At 65.3% G+C, this 17,540-nt stretch carries 18 protein-coding genes and 1 pseudogene; 11 read left to right on the top strand and 8 right to left on the bottom strand.

Annotated elements, in window-relative coordinates:
- Positions 1 to 266: 266 nt before the first annotated feature.
- From ACIPK7_RS16380 to ACIPK7_RS16360, 5 genes are read left to right on the top strand one after another with little or no spacing between them, the layout of a single operon-like run.
- Positions 267 to 2,114, top strand: coding sequence for a monovalent cation:proton antiporter-2 (CPA2) family protein (locus tag ACIPK7_RS16380; RefSeq protein WP_401088917.1), 1,848 nt, complete (start codon positions 267 to 269; stop codon positions 2,112 to 2,114).
- Between the two features lie 11 nt (positions 2,115 to 2,125).
- Positions 2,126 to 3,229, top strand: coding sequence for an AI-2E family transporter (locus ACIPK7_RS16375; protein WP_401088915.1), 1,104 nt, complete (start codon positions 2,126 to 2,128; stop codon positions 3,227 to 3,229).
- A gap of 13 nt (positions 3,230 to 3,242) precedes the next feature.
- Positions 3,243 to 4,763: an efflux transporter outer membrane subunit gene (locus ACIPK7_RS16370; protein ID WP_401088913.1), complete on the top strand. Its 1,521-nt coding sequence runs from the start codon at positions 3,243 to 3,245 to the stop codon at positions 4,761 to 4,763.
- Positions 4,760 to 5,884 (top strand): HlyD family secretion protein, encoded by a 1,125-nt coding sequence (locus tag ACIPK7_RS16365; protein WP_401088911.1) that lies wholly within the window; start codon positions 4,760 to 4,762, stop codon positions 5,882 to 5,884. Before ACIPK7_RS16370 ends, ACIPK7_RS16365 begins: the two co-directional genes overlap by 4 nt.
- Positions 5,874 to 6,890: a DUF2955 domain-containing protein gene (locus ACIPK7_RS16360; protein WP_401088910.1), complete on the top strand. Its 1,017-nt coding sequence runs from the start codon at positions 5,874 to 5,876 to the stop codon at positions 6,888 to 6,890. Before ACIPK7_RS16365 ends, ACIPK7_RS16360 begins: the two co-directional genes overlap by 11 nt.
- Here ACIPK7_RS16360 and ACIPK7_RS16355 read toward each other — a convergent pair.
- Positions 6,887 to 8,614: a SulP family inorganic anion transporter gene (locus ACIPK7_RS16355; protein ID WP_401088909.1), complete on the bottom strand. Its 1,728-nt coding sequence runs from the start codon at positions 8,612 to 8,614 to the stop codon at positions 6,887 to 6,889. The two genes, ACIPK7_RS16360 and ACIPK7_RS16355, sit on opposite strands and share 4 nt — an antisense overlap.
- Positions 8,615 to 8,778: 164 nt before the next feature.
- On the opposite strand from ACIPK7_RS16355, the gene ACIPK7_RS16350 reads away from it, so the two are divergent.
- Positions 8,779 to 9,453, top strand: coding sequence for a MarC family NAAT transporter (locus tag ACIPK7_RS16350; RefSeq protein WP_192432560.1), 675 nt, complete (start codon positions 8,779 to 8,781; stop codon positions 9,451 to 9,453).
- Between the two features lie 45 nt (positions 9,454 to 9,498).
- On the opposite strand, the gene ACIPK7_RS16345 is transcribed toward ACIPK7_RS16350, so the two are convergent.
- The 3 genes and pseudogenes from ACIPK7_RS16345 to ACIPK7_RS16335 form a co-directional block, all read right to left on the bottom strand.
- Positions 9,499 to 10,392, bottom strand: a complete 894-nt coding sequence (locus ACIPK7_RS16345; RefSeq protein ID WP_401088908.1) for an amino acid ABC transporter substrate-binding protein — start codon at positions 10,390 to 10,392, stop codon at positions 9,499 to 9,501.
- The gene (gene potE / locus ACIPK7_RS16340) at positions 10,389 to 11,726 is read right to left on the bottom strand and encodes a putrescine-ornithine antiporter (RefSeq protein WP_401088907.1); all 1,338 of its coding nucleotides are present in this window, start codon (positions 11,724 to 11,726) and stop codon (positions 10,389 to 10,391) included. Before potE ends, ACIPK7_RS16345 begins: the two co-directional genes overlap by 4 nt.
- A gap of 173 nt (positions 11,727 to 11,899) precedes the next feature.
- Positions 11,900 to 12,064: pseudogene (locus ACIPK7_RS16335) on the bottom strand (electron transfer flavoprotein subunit alpha/FixB family protein); the annotation flags it as partial.
- On the opposite strand from ACIPK7_RS16335, the gene ACIPK7_RS16330 reads away from it, so the two are divergent.
- A complete protein-coding gene (locus ACIPK7_RS16330; RefSeq protein WP_401088905.1) occupies positions 12,032 to 12,280 on the top strand; it encodes a response regulator transcription factor in 249 nt (82 codons plus the stop codon). The pseudogene ACIPK7_RS16335 and the gene ACIPK7_RS16330 overlap by 33 nt on opposite strands.
- A 263-nt stretch (positions 12,281 to 12,543) precedes the next feature.
- Complete coding sequence (locus ACIPK7_RS16325) at positions 12,544 to 12,948, top strand: hypothetical protein (RefSeq protein WP_192432564.1); 405 nt, start codon at positions 12,544 to 12,546, stop codon at positions 12,946 to 12,948.
- Between the two features lie 142 nt (positions 12,949 to 13,090).
- On the opposite strand, the gene ACIPK7_RS16320 is transcribed toward ACIPK7_RS16325, so the two are convergent.
- Entirely contained in the window at positions 13,091 to 13,402 is a 312-nt protein-coding gene (locus ACIPK7_RS16320) for a DUF2388 domain-containing protein (RefSeq protein WP_401088903.1), read from the bottom strand.
- Positions 13,396 to 13,845 (bottom strand): GNAT family N-acetyltransferase, encoded by a 450-nt coding sequence (locus ACIPK7_RS16315; RefSeq protein ID WP_401088901.1) that lies wholly within the window; start codon positions 13,843 to 13,845, stop codon positions 13,396 to 13,398. Before ACIPK7_RS16315 ends, ACIPK7_RS16320 begins: the two co-directional genes overlap by 7 nt.
- A 353-nt stretch (positions 13,846 to 14,198) precedes the next feature.
- Between ACIPK7_RS16315 and ACIPK7_RS16310 the strand changes: the two genes are divergently transcribed.
- Positions 14,199 to 14,516, top strand: a complete 318-nt coding sequence (locus tag ACIPK7_RS16310; RefSeq protein WP_401088899.1) for a YqjD family protein — start codon at positions 14,199 to 14,201, stop codon at positions 14,514 to 14,516.
- A 55-nt stretch (positions 14,517 to 14,571) separates the two neighbouring features.
- On the opposite strand, the gene ACIPK7_RS16305 is transcribed toward ACIPK7_RS16310, so the two are convergent.
- Complete coding sequence (locus ACIPK7_RS16305; RefSeq protein WP_401088897.1) at positions 14,572 to 14,799, bottom strand: hypothetical protein; 228 nt, start codon at positions 14,797 to 14,799, stop codon at positions 14,572 to 14,574.
- Positions 14,800 to 15,200: 401 nt separating this feature from the next.
- Here ACIPK7_RS16305 and ACIPK7_RS16300 point away from each other — a divergent pair, with 401 nt between their 5' ends.
- Both ACIPK7_RS16300 and ACIPK7_RS16295 read left to right on the top strand, forming a co-directional pair.
- Positions 15,201 to 15,566 carry a DUF3509 domain-containing protein gene (locus tag ACIPK7_RS16300; RefSeq protein WP_401088895.1) on the top strand — a complete coding sequence of 122 codons (366 nt, stop codon included), beginning with the start codon at positions 15,201 to 15,203 and terminating at the stop codon, positions 15,564 to 15,566.
- Between the two features lie 14 nt (positions 15,567 to 15,580).
- Positions 15,581 to 15,733, top strand: a complete 153-nt coding sequence (locus tag ACIPK7_RS16295) for a hypothetical protein (protein ID WP_401088893.1) — start codon at positions 15,581 to 15,583, stop codon at positions 15,731 to 15,733.
- Positions 15,734 to 15,884: 151 nt separating this feature from the next.
- On the opposite strand, the gene ACIPK7_RS16290 is transcribed toward ACIPK7_RS16295, so the two are convergent.
- Positions 15,885 to 17,495, bottom strand: a complete 1,611-nt coding sequence (locus tag ACIPK7_RS16290) for an arylsulfatase (RefSeq protein ID WP_401088891.1) — start codon at positions 17,493 to 17,495, stop codon at positions 15,885 to 15,887.
- Positions 17,496 to 17,540 lie beyond the last annotated feature (45 nt).

The raw sequence follows: 17,540 nt of genomic DNA, 5'->3' as shown, positions 1-17,540 counted from the left end.
TAAGCTCGCCGGCCGGCAAAATGCTGCGGATCACCCATACTCATTCCACACCGACCAACACCCGCCAAGCCCTTCAAAAAGAGAGGCCCGAGCAAGGCGAGTGCCTCAGCGGCGTAGTAGCAGATGCAAGCCCCTGCTCTCTTTCCATAGAGAAGCCCTGGGAGCGGGGTGTCGTGGCAGCCAGGAAGCAGCCGGCGTGGTGAGCACCCGCCGGGCAGTATCGACAGGGCCAAGAGGCCCGCAAGGAATCACAAGAGGGCTGATGAATGCCACATGACGGGAGCCTGCTGCAGGCGACGGTAATCTTCCTGCTGACGGTCGTCATTCTTGTACCCCTGGCGCAGCGCGTGAGGCTCGGCGCGGTGCCGGGCTATCTGTTGGCCGGCATCCTGATCGGCCCGTCCGTTCTGGGCCTTGTCAGTCATCCGGAGAACGTCAGCCGTCTCTCGGAAATGGGCGTGGTGATGCTGCTGTTCATTATCGGCCTGGAGCTTTCCCCGCGCCGTTTGTGGATGATGCGCCGCTCGCTGTTCGGCGTGGGGTCGCTGCAGGTAGGACTGACAGCCCTGGTGCTCGGTCTGATCGCCTTTCTGCTGTTCGGCCAGTCGCCCGCCGCGGCGGTGGTGCTGGGCGTGGGCCTGGCGCTCTCCTCCACCGCCTTCGGCCTGCAGGTGCTGGCCGAGCGCAAGGAACTGGGCAAGCCCCAGGGCCGGTTGGCCGTCGGCATCCTTTTATTCCAGGACATTGCCGCCATTCCGCTGATCGCCCTGGTGCCTTTGCTGGCCGGTAGCGGCGCCCCGTCAAACGAAGGCATTCGTCCGCTACTGACAGTGGCTGTCGGTATTGGCGTGGTGGTCATCGGTGGCCGCTACCTGCTGCGCCCGGTGTTCACCTGGGCAGTCGGCTCGGGCTTGCGCGAGCTTTCCACGGCCACCGCGCTGCTGGTGGTGCTGGGCACCGCCTGGATCATGGAGCACGTCGGTGTCTCCATGGCGCTGGGCGCGTTCCTCGCCGGCATGCTGATGGCCGAATCGCAGTTCCGTCATGAGCTGGAATCCCAGATCGAGCCGCTCAAGGGCCTGTTGCTCGGCTTGTTCTTCGTCGGCGTGGGCATGACTGCCGACCTCAGTCTGCTGGTCGATACGCCGTTGCTGGTACTGGGGCTGACGGTGCTGCTGGTGGGGATCAAGCTGCCGCTGCTGTTCGGCCTCGGGCGCTTCACCGGCGGGCTGGAGCGCTCCGAGGCGATCTGCCTGGGCGTAGTGCTGGCGTCCGGCGGCGAGTTTGCCTTCGTGGTGTTCAAGCTGGCCTTGGATCACCAACTCCTGGAGCAGCGGGTGCACGATGTGCTAGTGCTGGTCATTACCCTGTCGATGGCCGTAGTGCCTCTGGTGATGATGGCTCTGGCCCGTCAGTTGCGCGGCGATACGCCCACCGCCGCGGTGCCGGATGGGCCTCTGGATGTGAGCGATGAGCCGCGCGTGGTGATAGCCGGCATGGGCCGCATGGGCCGGGTGGTCGCCAACCTGCTGCAGGCCCAGGGCGTGTCGGTGGTGGCGCTGGATACCTCGATGGACGCCATCGTTCGCCAAGACAAGGAAGGCCGCGTGCCGGTTTATTACGGCGATCCGACGCGCCCGGAAATCCTCCACGCCGCCAAGGTCGGCGAGGCGGAGCTGGTGATAGTCGCCACCGACGATCCGCAGATCAACCTGAACACCGTAGATACCCTCTCCCGCCTCTATCCCAAGACCCGCGTGATCTCCCGCGCGCTGAATCGCCAGCAGGTCCTGCAATTGCTCGATCGGGGCGCCAATCCGGTGCGCGAAACCTTCCACTCCAGCCTGGAGATGGGGCGCCGCGCCTTCATCGAGCTGGGCGTGAGCGAGGAGCAGGCCGCGGCCTGGGTACGCCGCTATCAACTGCAGGAAGTGCAGTCGCTGCTGGAACTGCACCGCCAGGGCCGCGACGACGAACCCGGCGGCCGCTTCGATGACGACAGCATCGGCAATACCCTTGCAAGTGTTGCGACTTTCACCGCGCCAGGCTCGCCCGAATCTACGTCGGAAACCGCCATGCAGAGCGCCGATGGGCGCACTGACCGCCCCGCCTGAGGAGAAGAACCATGCAACCAGGATTCAAGCTCGACGGAGCCCTTTCCCAGGGCATGCTCGACATACTCATCAAGGCGGGGCTGGTGGCCGCTCTGGTGATCTTTTCCTTCGAGGTGTTCCAGCCGTTCCTCGAGCTGATGCTCTGGTCGGTGATCCTCGCGGTCACCCTTTACCCCGTGCTGCGCTGGGTCAAGGCGCGCACCGGGCTGAAAGACGGCCACGCGGCGACACTGATCGTGCTCTTCGTGCTGCTGGTCCTGATCGCGCCGATCTACCTGATGGCGACGTCCATTGCCGACTCGGTCGACAGCGTCGGAGCGATCCTCAAGAGCGGCACCTTGAGCGTACCGGCTCCCTCGCCTTCGGTCGCCGAATGGCCGCTGATCGGGCCGCGCGTGTACGACTTCTGGCTGGTTGCTTCGCATAGCCTGAGCGATGTGCTGCGCAGCCTGATGCCCAACCTCAAGGACGCCGGGCGCATGCTCCTGGGCGCTGCGGCCAGCGCGGGCGGCGCCTTCCTGCTATTCATCGGCGCGATCATCATCTCCGGCATCATCATGGCCTTTGGCGAGATGGGCACCATTGCCGCGCAGCGTATTGCCCTGCGGATTTCTGGAGCGGAACGAGGCGTGCACATCGCTGCGCTGTGCACCGCCACCATCCGCGCAGTCGCTCTGGGCGTGATCGGCATCGCTTTCATCCAGATGCTGCTGATCGGCATCGGCTTCGTCATCAAGGGCGTGCCGGGCGCGGGCATCCTGGCGCTGATCGTACTGGTGCTCGGCATCGCCCAGGCGCCAGCGAGCCTCATCACCCTGCCGGTGATCATCTATGTGCTGAGCACCGAAGGCTTCACCGGCACGACCATCGTGTTCGCCATCTACATCTTCGTCGCCGGCCTCGCCGACAACGTGCTCAAGCCGTTGCTACTGGGCCGTGGCGTCGACGTACCGATGCCAGTGGTGCTGATCGGCGCCCTCGGCGGGATGGTGGTCAAGGGCATCATCGGCCTGTTCCTCGGCCCGGTGATCCTCGCCGTGACCTACAAGCTGTTCTGGCAATGGGTGGACCAGCAGGTACCGAAGATGGACAAGCCCGCCATTCCGTCCGAATGACCCAGGGATCGCCATGCCAGAGCGTGCCAGACGCTGCACCCTGATCCTCGCCGCCCTGCTGGGCGGCTGCACCCAGGTCGGCCCCGACTACCAGAAGCCGGAACAACCGTGGCTGAACGACTGGAGCACGCCGCTGCTGGACCAGGCCGGCCAGCGTGCGGCCGCGCCGGATTTCAGCCGCTGGTGGACAGTGTTCGCCGACCCGACCCTGGATGCGCTGATCGCCGAGGCCGACGCGCACAACACCAGCCTGCGCGTGGCCGGCCTGCGCATCGCCGAGGCGCGCGCACAACTGGCCATCGCCGAGACCGGGCGTTATCCGCAGCTGCAGCAGATCAGCGCCGACAGCCTCTACCTCAAGCAGAACCAGCACGGTGCGCCCAGCGCACGGGACTCGGTGTTCTGGCAATCCAGCGTCGGCTTCGACATCGGCTGGGAGATTGACTTCTGGGGACGTTTCAGCCGCGCCATCGAATCGGCTGACGCGGTGTATTTCGCCTCCCAGGCCAACTACGCCGACGCCATGGTGCTGCTGCGCGCGCAGGTCGCCGACACCTACTTTGGCCTGCGTACCGCCGAGGCGCGCCTGGATATCGCCCGCGAGAACGCCAGGCGCCAGGAGCGCAGCCTGGAAATCACCGAGCGGCTGTTCCGCCACGGAGAAAACGACGAGCTGGACTGGCAGCAGGCGCGTACCCAGTACCTGGCGACCAAAGCGACCATCCCCGAATTCGAGAACCAGGTGAACGCTCTGCGCAACATCCTCTGCGCCCTCCTCGGCCGCCCGCCGGGCGAGATGCCGGAGCTGCTCGCGCGCCACGGCCAATTGCCGATGCCCAACGGGGCGATCCTCCAGGATGTGCCGGCCCGCCTGCTGCAGCGCCGCCCGGACATCCGCGCCGCCGAACAGGCGGTGGCTGCGCAGTCGGCCCTGGTGGGCGTCGCCGAGGCCGATCTGTACCCGTCGCTGAGCCTGATCGGCAGTCTGGGCTGGAGCTTCATCTCGGCCAGCAACCTGCCCGACAGCTTCAACCTCGCCGCCGGCCCGAGCCTGATCTGGAATCCTTTCGACTACGGCCGGCGCAAGAACGCCGTGCGCGTGGAGGATGCGCGTCTGCAGCAACTGATCGAGCTGTACCAGCAGGATGTGCGCAACGCCGCGCGCGAAGCCGACGACGCCGCCAGTGGCCTGGTGCGCTCACTGCAGAGCGCCGGTGTCCGCGAACAGGCCTCGCAGGCGGCGCAGCGCTCGCTGAACCTCGCCAGTTCGCAGTACCGCGAAGGTTTCGCCGACTTCCAGCGCGTGCTCGATGCCCAGCAATTGCTGCTGCAACAGCAGGACGGCTACCTCGTCAGCCGCGGTAACGCCGTTAGCAGCCTGGTGGCGCTGTACAAGGCGCTCGGCGGCGGTTGGGACAGCCAGCGCGCGCCCATCGATTCCGCCACCCGGCAACAGATGCAGCAACGCACCGACTGGGGTGACCTGCTCGATGAGCCCTCCCCAGCCGCCAAGGACGAAGGAATCCCGAAATGAGTGACACCCCAGCTACCCCGCCGGCACCGCGCTCGCCCCCCGCCCCCGGCAAGTCCGCGCCGGATCGCGGCATGCGCCTGGTGTTGCTGCTGATCGTCGTCAGCCTGGTCTGGTACCTGCTCGCCGATCGCTTCACTCCCTATACCCAGCAGGCGCGGTTGCAGGCCTACGTGGTCGCGGTGAGCGCCGAGGTGGCCGGCCCGGTAAAGCGCGTGGCGGTGGGCAACAATCAGGAAGTGCGCAAGGGCGACGTGCTTTTCGAACTGGATCAGGAGCAATACCGCATCGCCCTGCAGCGCGCCGAGGCGGACCTGGACACGGTACGCCGACAGATCGGTGCCAGCACTGCCGGCATCGACTCCGCCCAAGCCTCGCTTGCCGCCGCCCAGGCCAATGAGCGCAAGGCCCGGCAAGATGCCGAGCGCCTGCAAAGGCTCTACCAGGAAGACCCCGGCACGGTTTCCGTGCGCCGGCTGGAAGCCGCGCAGGCAACCCGTGAACAGGCGGCCAGCCAGGTCGCGGCAGCCCGCGCCGAAGTCGAGCGCGCCCGCGAACAGCAAGGCGGACATGACGAAGATAATGCCCAGCTGCGCAGCGCTACGGCCACCGTTGCCAAGGCCCGCCTCGATCTCGCCCGTACTACGGTCCGCGCCGATTCCGACGGCCTGATCACCGACCTGCGCACGGACGTCGGCCATTACGTCGGCCCCGGCAGCCCGGTGATGACACTGATCGCCATCCACGACCTGTGGATCAGCGCCGACATGACCGAGAACAACCTCGGCCACCTGCGCAACGGCACACCGGTGCTGGTGGTGCTCGATGCGCTGCCCGGCGAGTTGCTCAAGGGGCGCATTCGCAGCATCGGCTACGGCGTCAGTGTCGGCCAGGGTACGCCGCCGGGCTCGCTGCCGACGGTGCAGAACAGCCGCGAATGGCTGCGCTCGGCGCAGCGCTTCCCGGTGATTGTCGAGCTGGACCGCGACCAGCTGGAAAGCCCGGCCGGCCTGCGCGTGGGCGGCCAGGCCGAAGTCATGGCGCTGCCCAGCGAAGGTAATCCGCTGAACCTGCTCGGCCGCGTGTTCATGTGGCTAATGAGCTGGCTGTCGTATGCCTATTGAGTTGCGGCGCCGCCGGGCTCTCCGGCTGGCATGGGGCACGGCGCTGTGCCTGGCGGCCAGCTATGGCATCGGCATGCCCATCCCGTTCCTCGCCCCCGTGCTTGCCGTGCTCCTGCTGGCGATGCGCGCCCAGGCACTGCCGCTCAAAGCGGCCCCGGCCCTGGCGGTACTGGTGATGCTTAGCTGCGGCATCGGCCTGCTGCTGATCCCACTGCTGCGCCACGCGCCACTGAGCGGCGTACTGTTGGTCGGCGTCGGTCTGTACTGCGTTTTCCGCTATGCGCTGCGTGGTGGCAACGGCCTGCTGGCGAATCTGCTGGTGATCGGCCTGACCATGATCGCCGCCGCCGGCACCAGTGATTTCACGCTGGCGTTGTCGGTGGTCGAGGCACTGGCCAAGGGGATGCTGCTGGCCGTGCTGAGCACCGCTGTCGCCCATGCACTGCTCCCGGAGCCGGCCAATGCGCCCTCGCCCCCTGCCCCGCCTCTGCCCAGCGAGGACGATGCCGCCTGGATCGCCCTGCGAGCCGTGCTGATCGTGATGCCAGCCTTCCTGCTGGCGATCATCGCGCCCGACCGCTTCATGCCGCTGATCATGAAGTCGGTGAGCCTCGGCCAGCAGGCCGGGGAAACCCGCGCGCGCCACGCCAGCCGCGAGCTGATCGGCTCCACCCTGCTGGCCGGCGTGCTGGCAATCCTGGTCTGGGGCGCACTGAGCCTGTTCGTGCACCTGTGGATGTTCTTCCTCTGGGTGCTGCTAGTCACTCTCTGGCAAGGGCGCCGCCTGTATGCCGCGGTGGCCACGCGCAAGAGCCCGGCGTATTGGGTCAGTTGCCTGACCACCATGCTGATCCTGCTCGGCCAGTCGGTGGCGGACAGCGCCGGCGGCCAGGATGTCTACCGCGCCTTCGCCATCCGCATGGCGCTGTTCCTCGCGGTGTCGCTCTACGCCAGCGGCATGCTCATCTGGATCGACGGCCGCCGCGCACGGGCCCGCGCGACCTAGGGCTTCCAGTCCACACCGGAGTCAGCCAGGTAGGCATCCACCGCAGCGCCCAGCGTCGGGTGAAACGCCGATTCGCCCAGGCCCTCGAACAGCTCGAACTGCTTCATCTTGTCCTTCACCGGGTCCTTCATCTCGGCGAACTGCAACTCGACGCCGCGCTGCTCCAGCACCTTGTCCAGCTCGGCGAGCATGTCCGCGGAAGTCACGTCAATGCTGGTCACCGGGCTCGCGGCGATCACCAGCCGCTGCACCGGCGTCGGTGACTCGTCCAGCGCCGCCAGCACCTGGTTCTGGAACTGCTCGGCGTTGGCGAAGAACAGCGGCGCATCCCAGCGCAGCAGCACCAGGCCGGGGATGCGCCAGGCATTCGGATAACGCGTTACATCATGATAACCCCGCACCCCGTCTACTCTACCGAGCACCGCATGGTGCGGCCGCCAGCCATCCCAGAGGAACTCGATCACCGAGATCACCACGGCGATGCAGATGCCGGGTATGGCGCCGAACACCGCCACGCCGACGAAGCAACTGATCGACAGCCAGAACTCCCAGGGCTGCATGCGGTAGATGCGCTTGAGGTCGGCGAACTCGAACAGACCCAGCGCAGCGGCGATTACTACGGCAGCCAGCGCGCTGTTGGGCAGATGCTCCATCAGGTTCGGTGCCACCAACAGTAAAAGCGTCACCGCCAGCGCGCCGATGATGCCGGTGAGCTGGGTTTTCGAGCCGGCGGCCTCCGCCACGGGGGTGCGCGAGGAACTGCTGCTGATAGGGATCCCCTGGAACAGTCCGGAGGCGACGTTAGCCACGCCAAGGCCGAACATTTCCTGGTTGGGGTTCACCGGGCTTTTCAGCCGCGCCGCGTAGGTACGCGACAGCACGCTGGTGTCGGCGAAGGAAACCAGCGCCACCGCGACACCGCCCAGCACCACTTCCAGCAGGTCGATATCGGTCACCCAAGGAAAGGCGAACGACGGCAACCCTTGCGGCAACTGCCCCAGCACCTTGACACCCTGGCTGCCGAGGTCGAACAGGCTGACCGCCAGCGTCGCCAGGATCACCGCGATAAGAATGCCCGGAATACGCTTGTAGGGCTTGAGCAGCAGGATTAACACCAGGCTGCCGGCGCCCACCGCGAAGCTCGTCCAGTTGGCGCGCCCATCCATCAGCGCCTGCCCCAGGTGCCAGATATCCCGCAGCGGCCCTTCGCTGTCGACCTTGATGCCGAACAGCTTGGGCAACTGGCTGATCAGCACCGTGAGCGCGATGCCGTTCATGTAGCCGTAGCGGATCGGCTTGGACAGCAGTTCAGTGATGAAACCCAGGCGCAACAGCCCAGCGATCATGCACACCGCGCCGGACACCAGGGCCATCAGGCTGGCGATGGCGATGGCCCGTTGCGGGTCGCTCGCCGCGTACTGCACCACCACCGCGAGGATCGGCGCGGCCAGCGCCGAGTCGGGGCCGAGCACCAGAATCCGGCTCGGCCCGAACAACGCGTAAGCCAGCAGCGGGATGATGGTTGCGTACAGGCCGTAGATGCCCGGTACGCCGGAAGCCTCGGCATAGGCGATGCCCACCGGCACCAGCATGGTGGTCAGCACCAGGCCGGCGGCCAAGTCACGGGGCAGCCAGCCTGCCTGGTAATGACGCAGGGTGACGAGGCCAGGCAGCCAGCGCTGCCAGTCGAAGCCGGATTGGGATCGCGACGGGGTTTCGGACATCAGGGAAAGGCTCCTGGCGAGTACTGCAAGGCTCAAGCGAAGCGGCAACCTTCGTGGTACAGCGTAGATCAGCGCCCGCACCGCGGCGATGCCGGCTTGCCGGCGGTTTGCAGATTCGCGCCTAGACTCACTGCTGCCAGACACCAGCGGAGAAACGCCCGACCATGAGCAGTTTGTTCGACGCTATCCTACTTGGGCTGCTCGCTTTGCTGCCCCTGATCAATCCACCGACGACGGTGGCCCTTTTCCTCGCCCTGTCCCAGGGTTTCAGCCGCGAAGAGAAGAACCAGCAGGCGCTGCTGACCGCCTGCTACGTGTTCATCATCATGACGCTGACCTACTACATCGGCGAGTTCATCATGGGGGTGTTCAGCATCTCGATTCCTGGCCTGCGCGTCGCCGGCGGCGGCATCCTCTGCATCATCGGCGGACGCATGCTGTTTCCCGCCCCCATGCCCTCCCCGGTCTCCCGTGAAGACCTGCCCGAACGCACCAGCTTCGCCTTCATTCCGCTGGCCATGCCCAGCACGGCCGGGCCCGGCACCATCGCGATGATCATCAGCTCCGCGTCCAGCATCAAGCACAGCACTACCTTCCCGCACTGGGTGATCCTGGTCGCACCGCCGCTGATCTTCCTCTGCACGGGGTTGATCCTCTGGGGCTGCCTGCGCGCCTCGGACCTGATCATGAAGGCCACTGGCAAGTCCGGAATCGACGCCATCTCGCGGCTGATGGGCTTCCTGCTGGTGTGCATGGGCGTTCAGTTCGCCATTAACGGTTTGGTGGAGGTCGCACAGACGCTGATCAACGCCAATGCCCATCTGCTCGCGCAACCCTGAAACGCCAGCGGGCACCGAAGTGCCCGCTGGTAGTTCCACCCGCGCCTACGGCCGCGAATAGACCTTGAACAGGTTCTGGTCCAACTCGCTCGGCGCGCCGAAGTACTTGCTGTAGAGCGGTACGAAAGCGTCGGAGCGGTAGAGCTCGCTCAACGCCGTGTCCACCTGAAGGCGGAAGTCCTCATCACCGCGCGGCATCACCAGCGCCACGGGCGCGAACTCGAAGCGACGGCTGAGCACCATCAGGTTGGCCTTGCCCGCGCTGTGCTCTACCAGGCTGCGCAATGCCATCTGGTCGTAGAAGAAGGCGTCGGCCTTGCCGGCGGCCACTGCGTCAACGCCTTCAGCCGGGCCTGCCACCGTCTGCACATTGACCAGCACCTTGAGCAGACGCAGCTTTTCCCGTACCCATGTTTCCACCCGCGTATTGCCGGGCACCGCGAAGGTGTAGTCCGCCAGGCCGCGATTTGGGGTGGCGCGCCAGGTCGGGCCGCTCTTGTCCACCTCACCATTGAGCGAGCGCACCAGGAAGAACGGCGCATCCTTGCGCACCACCACGCCCAGGCCGGCGGTGTAGACAGGCAGGGAGAAATCGAGGCTCTGCCGCGCCTTGAGGGTTTCCACCATCGGGCTGCAGAGCAGATCGACCCCGCCGGCGCCCACCGTTTCCAGAGCCTTGTCCTCACTCAGCGGGACGAAGCGCACCCGCATCTGCGCCAGGCCTGGCTGGATGCGCAGCTGGTCTGCCACCTTCTGGCACAGGTCGATTCCGTAGCCGACGGCGGCCTCGCCTTCGCTGGCGGAGAATGGTGGACGCTTCGGCAGGTAACCCAGGGTCAGGGTGTGGCTGCTCCGGATGCGTTCCAGCGTCTGGGCCGGGGCCACCAGCGGCAGCGCGGCGGCCAGCATGACGAGGGCGAGGTTGAACCAGCGCTTCATGTCTGAGCCTCCGCTTTGAGCTTCGCCTGTGGATCGATGAAACGGTCCGCGATGTAGCCAAACATCAGGTAGCCCACCGCCGTGACCAGCATGCCGCCGAACACCGCCTCCATCCCCGACGCATACAGCGCGTAGAAGCTGTAGGCCATGGCGACCAGCAACGCCGCCACGTTGCGGTGGTGCGCGTAACCGGTCACGCCGGCTTTCTGCATGATCACCAGCAACGCCGACAGCGCGGTGATGTAAGGCACGATGTTGGTCACCGCCGCCAGGCTGACCAGCTTGCCGAACTGCTCCGACGCGTTGGGAGAAATGGTCGATACCGCCATCGCGCTCTGCAGCGCAGCGTTGGCCACCAGACCGAGGATCGGCGCGCCAAGCAGCGTCACTTTACTGAACAGACGCGGGAACATGCGCCGGTCGGCGGTGACCTTGGCGGTCTGCGCCAGGGTGAACTGCCAGCCCAGCAGCGAGCCCACGCAGGCCATCACCGCCAGCGCCATGATGATGTTGCCCACCATCGGATTGAACATCTGTGCGTAGACGTAGGCGAACGGCGCGCTGGAATTGGCCAGCTCGGCATTCGGCACGATACCCATGATCACCGTTGTCGACAGCACGTAGACCACCGCCGCGCCCAGGGTGCCCAGCAGACAGGCCAGCGGCACGTTGCGCTTGGGATTCTCCACGGCGTCGGAGTTCTGTGCCGCCGACTCCATGCCGAGGAAGGCCCAGAGAGTCAGCGGGATGCTCTGGGTGATGGCGTCGTTCATGGCGATGTTGTTCGGGTTCCAGGCGGCGTCGAACACCTCTTTGTCGAACCAGAACCAGCCGATGATCGACAGCCCCGCGACCGGGATGATCACACCCCACACGGTGATCGAGCCGATCTGCCCAGTCACCTTCGGCCCGCCGAAGTTGGCCAGGGTGGTCAGCCAGATCAGCGCTACGCTGCCGATGAACAGCGGCATGGCGCCGGTGCCCAGCCAGGGAATGAAGGGCGTCAGGTATCCCACGGCAGAGATGGCGATGGCCACGTTGCCGATGGCCAGCGACAGGAAGTACAGGTAGGAGCAGAGGAAGAACGCCGACTTGCCGTGGGCCTCCTCGGTGTAGGCCGACATCCCGCCCGAGCGTGGGCAGTAGATGCCGCACTGGGCGAAGCAGTAGGCAATGGCCATCGAGCCGACGGCGGTGATGATCCACGACAGCAGGGAGATCGCCCCCAACTGGGCCATGCTGGTGGGCAGCATGATGATGCCCGAGCCCATCATGTTGACCGCGACCAGGGTGGTGAGCCCGGTCAGGGTCATTTTCTTGCCGGATGCTTCCATGAAGGCACTCTTTTGCAGGAAATATCTTCAGAAGATAGGAGCAGTCCGTCGTTGTTGCCGGTGTGCCGGGCATTAAATTTTTACTGGCGCCACCGCCGCGTTGCCGGCGGCCTCGCACCGCCGAGCCAATGCGCCAGGGTCGGGCCTCCCCTCGCGCCCCTGCTTGTTTTCCAGATCGCCGCCTGGATCTCCGGCACTGCCTCGAACAGATCGGCAACCAGGCCGTAGTCGGCGACCTGGAAGATCGGCGTCTCTTCGTCCTTGCTGATCGCAACGATCACTTTCGAATCATTCATGCCCGCCAGGTGCTGGATGGCGCTGCAGATACCGACGAAGACGGACTTGCCGGCGCCGTCGGCGAAGGCCTGACCACCCGCGAGATCCAGATGATCTGCCCGCTGGCCGCCGGACACTGGAACAAGGTGATCGCCGAGAAGATGTTCCTCTCCGCGTTCACCGCGAAGTCGCACCTGCGCAACATAAACGCCAAGCTCGGTGCGCAGGGGCGCACCGAGGTGGTGGTGAATGCCAGGGCACGGGGTTTGCTCGACTGAAAGCCCAACGTCGAGCGCCGCGCGCACGTTTCTGTGTTTTCGCATCCCGATCTTGCCGGAGACATCTATCGCGAAGAGCTCAATTGCCGAAACGGACTACTTCCCGACGCCAGCTATTAGTCCTGCCGGCATGGGAATAGCACTGCCGACCGCTCGGCGGAAAGTCCACCTGTATTTTGCAAATGGCGCGTGATCCGTGGTCCATCACTCAACCCCTGCCGCCTGGCGGCAGGGCATCGTGCAACCTGCAAAGGAGACCGCGGATGAGCGACGACCCGGAGAGTTTCTCCAGTGCCTACCAAAGCGCCCTGGTGGAGGTGGCCCTGCCAGCCTTTGCCCGCGCCAGCGAATTCGCCCGCCAGCACGGCCTGGAATGCAGCGTGGAGCTGTTGGAGGGCCGCCGCGACCTGCCGGAGTTGCGCCTGAAGGCCCGCCACTCGTGCTACGACGCCGAATGCATCTGCCGTATCAGCGCCGACCCGCAGACCCAGCGCCTGTGCCACGAGAACCGCTGCGGCGAGACCGAAGCCGACGTGCAGCAGGTGATCGGATCGCTCGCTTCACTCAACGAAATGGTGCTGGATACCCGGCTGCTGGAGTTCTTCCAGAGCTCCTTCGCCCTGCACCTGGACTACGCGTCCAGCCGGCATGCCGGGGGGTTCTGGTAGCCATCGAGCCGGTACAACGAAGCCCCTTGTCCGTCACCGGGCAAGGGGCTTTTTTACGGGGCGCGCACAGCCTTCGAGCTTCTGCTTCCGATTCCAGCTCACGAATGAAAGCCGGATTACTTATCTGGATGTAGAAAAACCTTCAGCCCTGGCTGGCGATGGCCTGGGCCAGCTGCAAGTCACTCAAGGGCGATTGCGGGTGCTCGCTTCGGTACAGGCGAAGGGCCTGCTCGAACTGAGCACCATGGATGTATCCAGCGGAGGCGACATAGGCCAGCGCGTCATCATGGGCCTGCTGATAGGCGCGCGGCGCCTGACTGCTGGACTCGCTGATAGCGGCCGTACCGAGGCTGGTGCCGACGGTGAAGTGATCGGAAGCGTTGCCCTTGCCATCCATGGCAAGGACTGGGCCGGCAATGGCCAGCAACAAAACGGCAGCGGCTTTCTTCAGCATCCGCACACCGCCGGACGCGCCGTCCAGCACATGCGTTTCTCAGGATGCCCGGTGTGTTCGTCCTCGCGTTCCTCCAGCACCTCGAATCCGTGCCGCTGGTAGAACGCCACCGCACCGGCATTGGCCGAATAGACCGCGGTTTCCAGCATCGGCAAGTGAACCTTGGCGTCGCTCAGCAGGTGCGACCCGAGCCCCTTGCCCTGGCATTCCGGGGCGACGAACAGCGCTGCCAACGCGCCGTCGTGCAGGCTGTAGAAACCAATCACGCAGCCGTCGCTCTCGACGACGCGCGAGGCGGCGGCAGGCAGGTAGACATCGCGCATGTCCTGCAAACGCTGCTGCCAGAAATCGGTATCGATGAAGTTGTGGGCCTGCTGCGAAGCTCGCAGCCAGATATCCAGCACCCGGTCCATGTCGTCATCACGAAAGTCACGGATCTGCATCGGAGTCGTCTCCCGGTCTTTTGAAGTGCTCATGGCGTGGCGGGCGGCATCCTCGCATAAGCGAACGTCCCTGCGCTCCCCCGCGCACTGCCACCAATCGTCGCACCTGCACAGCCTCCAACAACGGCAAAAAAGAGCCGGCGAGCGACCTTTGCACTCAAGCACGCTCGAAGCGAACCGTCAGGTTCCACTCATCAGAATCAGTGAACGACCGGCGGTATGCACGCTCTCTCGAAGGGACCGGCAGATCCGCCAACGCGCGGGGCAGCGCGCCCCGACGCCAATGGCGGATCGATGGCCGAATGCACAACCGGTCCCCGAATTTCAACCAGAAACAATCAAGGAGACAATCAATGGGCAGCTATCGATGGTTCCCCTCTACCCGCAACAGTGGCGTGCAGGAGCTGCAATCCCTGGTGAACGACCTGGAATCCCTGCTGACCAGCAGCCGGGACCTGACGGCAGAACAGCTCCCAGCGTTCAAGACGAGGCTTCGGGACCTGGTGGACAACAGCCGCGAAACCAGCGATCACCTGATTCAACGTAGCCGCCGAGCCATTCGGGCGGGCGGCGAGTATGCCGGTGAGCACCCCTGGCAAACCGTCGCAGTGCTGGCCACCGCCGCGGGACTGCTCGCAGCGGTCTGCGCCTTGAGCCGAAATCAGCAATGACGCCCGGACGGTGACCGGCGGCAGCTGCGCCGGTCGCCGTGCACAGCGGTACAGCCTAATCGATAAAGCTGTCGATCAGCTCCAGGCCAAGACTACGCACCCGCCTGGCGCTGCTCAGCTCGTCACCGTGAATGCCGACCACGGTGGTAGAGGGCATGTCTGCCAGCTGGCTGCTGAAGCGGATTGAATAGCGGCCACCCTCCTCCCGGTAACAAGAGAAGTTGAACAGTGGATAGGCTTCGTGGAGCACCGCCTCCACGTCCAGGCGTCGGAACTGCGTCATGGCCACCTCCTTTCCCTGGCTCAACCCTGCCCGCTGACTTGTCCGAGGGAAATGCTGGCGATTGGCCCAGGCAACGCGGTGCACCGGCAATGCCACGCGCATCGCCAGCGCTGGCGGCGCCGGTGGCGAGACGGCACCCTTCGGACCCGACGAGTGTTTCTGACGGAAGGCCTGTCAGCGTAGCGAGAAAGGCGGCGACGCACCTGGCCGTGCATTTTCCAGCCCCTTGGCAGTGCGACCGTGCATCCTGCAAGCAGCCAAAGGCCAGTACGCCGTGGCGATCTCCAGCAATAACAACCTGTTAAGCGGATGAAACAGTCGCCCCGGGCCTGGCACGGCTGATGCGAGGTTCCTGGCTCAAGCCAGGTCCTGGCTTTTGCCTACCATCGGGAGGGATCGACATGTCCAGCTGCCGCGACACTGCCATCGAACACCTGAGCCACCTGTTCAGCGACTACCGCCCACAGTTCACGACCAGGCCCGATGGCACACTGCTGATCAACCTGCGCAATGCCAGGGGCAAGCCGCTGATCTCCCGTGTTATCCAGCAGGAAGAACAGTCCAACGCCGTGTTGCTGAATAACCTTGTGGAGCGCATCCGTCGCGACCTGATGACCGTCGAAGGGCCGCTGGAGGAGGACAACGTCGACTGGTTCCTCAAGCGCATCGAAATGCAGACTTTCGTCCCGGTGAACCCGACCCACCGGCCGCGCAAGGTGGTGGTCGCCGGTGCACGTCTGCGCGCACTGGCCGGCAAGCAGGCCTGACAAGCGAGGTGAGCATGAAAACCCCCTTGGATACCCCCGACCCCGATCCCAGAGTGACCCGCGAGGAGTCACTGGAAGAACTGGTGGACATCGAACCGGAGGACAGCCGGCAGGAACCCCACCTGTCCGCCGCCCAACAGGAGGGCCTCAAGGACGGGCCGACATGAGCCGATAGGGACATGAGCCGATAAGATAGACGGCCAGCGTCGCCAAGCCGACGGAAAGTGCATTCCGGTGGCCGCCGTCAGTCCGAGCAGTCGGGCGGCCGCCGGTTCTCTTCCCAAAAGAAGGTGCGAGGGAGCGCTGTGAAGCTCGCTGTCAGCGCGCCAGGAACGGTGGCGGCGCGTCGATCACACCGGTCTCGTTGACATACTGCTTGTAGTGCTCGATCAGGGCCTCAAGCTTCGCCGGCTCGCTCTTGGCCAGATCCTGCGTTTCGCCCGGGTCGCTGGCCAGGTCGTAGAGCTGCCACGTGGCAGGGCCGACCGGCGCGGGCAAATACACAGCCTTCCAGGCGCCTTGGCGTATGGCGCGCATGCCGAACAGCTCCCAACCGGTGACAGTCTTCTCGTCGTGGGCCTGTTCTGTTTCGCCGGAGAGCCAGCCAAGCCAGGACTTGCCACGCACCTCGGCCACCTCTCGACCATGCCACTGCTTGCCCGGATGGCGCACGCCGGCCAGGTCGAGGATAGTCGGGGTGATGTCCATCACCGTGGAGAACGAATGGCTGATCTCGCCCTGGCGCTGCAGCGCCGGGTAGCGCACCAGCGCCGGCACACGAATGCCGCCCTCGGTGGTGAAGGCCTTGTACAGCCGCGACGGCGCCGTGGCCGCCTGCGCCCAGCGCGGGCCGTACCAGATGTAGGAGTTGGCGCGGCCAATATTCTCAAGGCTGTTGTCGTAGTGCTGATCGAGGAAGCTCAGCAGGTCCGGGCCAAAGCGCGGGAAGGCTTCCAGCAGCGCTCCCTCGGCGCCGTTATCTGACATGAACAGGACGAAGGTGTTGTCCAGCTCGCCCTGCTGGCGCAGGTATTCCACGACGCGGCCGACGTTCCAGTCCAGGCGCTCGACCATCGCTGCGTAGACCTCCATGGCCCTCGCCGATTTCGCCTTCTCGTCGTCGGTGAGACGCGCCCACTCCTTGCTGATCGCCAGGACCGGATGCGCCTTCACGTCGGCGTCGATCAGACCCAGTTGCTTGAGCCGCTCCAGGCGTTCCAGGCGCAGCGCCTCCGGGCCGGCGTCATAGCGCCCCCTGTACTTGTCCACCACGTCCTTGGGCGCCTGCAGCGGCCAGTGCGGCGCGGAGAACGGCAGGTAGGCGAAGAATGGTCGGTTCTGGTCGCGTTCCTTCAGGTACTGGATCAGCTTGTCGCCGAAAGCGTCGGAGGAATAGAAGTCCGCCGGCAACTCGTCGATGAATTGGTCGTCCTCGACGTACAGCGCAGGCGTGCCCTTGAGGATGCGCGGGGTGGTTTCGTCATAGGGGGGCTCGAAACCGTAATGGTTGGCCGCGCCCGGCAGCAGCGAGAAGGAGCGCTCGAAGCCGCGCGCGTGGGGTGCTTGCTCCAGTTTCAGGCCCAGGTGCCATTTGCCCGAGAGCAGGGTCTGGTAACCCGCCTCGCGCAGCAGCTCTGGCAGCGCCACCACGCGATCGTTCAGGTAGCCCTCGTAGCCCGGCTTGCCCTCCAGCTCCGGGGTTAGCGCCTCGGCCATGGTGCCGATGCCGGCGATGTGGTGGTCGGTGCCAGTGAGCAGCATCGAACGCGTTGGCGAACAGGTCGGCGCGGTGTGGAAATCGGTCAGACGCAGGCCTTCGATAGCCAGGGCGTCCAGGTGCGGCGTGGCGATCTCGCCACCGAAGGCGCCGAGGTCGGAGAAGCCGAGGTCGTCGGCGACGATGACGAGGAAGTTGGGGCGTTTGCTCATGGTCGGACTCGGTAGGTTGGCTTTTCGTAGGAGCGAACTTGCTCG

Source organism: Pseudomonas sp. NPDC086581 (assembly GCF_044746165.1).
GTDB lineage: Bacteria > Pseudomonadota > Gammaproteobacteria > Pseudomonadales > Pseudomonadaceae > Pseudomonas.
Note: the sequence above shows the minus strand (reverse complement) of the source record. Positions and strands in the feature narration are given on the sequence as shown.

Bases quoted from the DNA above. Each gene is read 5' to 3' on its own strand.
- ACIPK7_RS16380 (WP_401088917.1), top strand. From the start codon at position 267: ATGCCACATGACGGGAGCCTGCTGCAGGCGACGGTAATCTTCCTGCTG.
- ACIPK7_RS16375 (WP_401088915.1), top strand. From the start codon at position 2,126: ATGCAACCAGGATTCAAGCTCGACGGAGCCCTTTCCCAGGGCATGCTC.
- ACIPK7_RS16370 (WP_401088913.1), top strand. From the start codon at position 3,243: ATGCCAGAGCGTGCCAGACGCTGCACCCTGATCCTCGCCGCCCTGCTG.
- ACIPK7_RS16365 (WP_401088911.1), top strand. From the start codon at position 4,760: ATGAGTGACACCCCAGCTACCCCGCCGGCACCGCGCTCGCCCCCCGCC.
- ACIPK7_RS16360 (WP_401088910.1), top strand. From the start codon at position 5,874: ATGCCTATTGAGTTGCGGCGCCGCCGGGCTCTCCGGCTGGCATGGGGC.
- ACIPK7_RS16355 (WP_401088909.1), bottom strand. From the start codon at position 8,614: ATGTCCGAAACCCCGTCGCGATCCCAATCCGGCTTCGACTGGCAGCGC.
- ACIPK7_RS16350 (WP_192432560.1), top strand. From the start codon at position 8,779: ATGAGCAGTTTGTTCGACGCTATCCTACTTGGGCTGCTCGCTTTGCTG.
- ACIPK7_RS16345 (WP_401088908.1), bottom strand. From the start codon at position 10,392: ATGAAGCGCTGGTTCAACCTCGCCCTCGTCATGCTGGCCGCCGCGCTG.
- potE (WP_401088907.1), bottom strand. From the start codon at position 11,726: ATGGAAGCATCCGGCAAGAAAATGACCCTGACCGGGCTCACCACCCTG.
- ACIPK7_RS16325 (WP_192432564.1), top strand. From the start codon at position 12,544: ATGAGCGACGACCCGGAGAGTTTCTCCAGTGCCTACCAAAGCGCCCTG.
- ACIPK7_RS16320 (WP_401088903.1), bottom strand. From the start codon at position 13,402: ATGCTGAAGAAAGCCGCTGCCGTTTTGTTGCTGGCCATTGCCGGCCCA.
- ACIPK7_RS16315 (WP_401088901.1), bottom strand. From the start codon at position 13,845: ATGCAGATCCGTGACTTTCGTGATGACGACATGGACCGGGTGCTGGAT.
- ACIPK7_RS16310 (WP_401088899.1), top strand. From the start codon at position 14,199: ATGGGCAGCTATCGATGGTTCCCCTCTACCCGCAACAGTGGCGTGCAG.
- ACIPK7_RS16305 (WP_401088897.1), bottom strand. From the start codon at position 14,799: ATGACGCAGTTCCGACGCCTGGACGTGGAGGCGGTGCTCCACGAAGCC.
- ACIPK7_RS16300 (WP_401088895.1), top strand. From the start codon at position 15,201: ATGTCCAGCTGCCGCGACACTGCCATCGAACACCTGAGCCACCTGTTC.
- ACIPK7_RS16295 (WP_401088893.1), top strand. From the start codon at position 15,581: ATGAAAACCCCCTTGGATACCCCCGACCCCGATCCCAGAGTGACCCGC.
- ACIPK7_RS16290 (WP_401088891.1), bottom strand. From the start codon at position 17,495: ATGAGCAAACGCCCCAACTTCCTCGTCATCGTCGCCGACGACCTCGGC.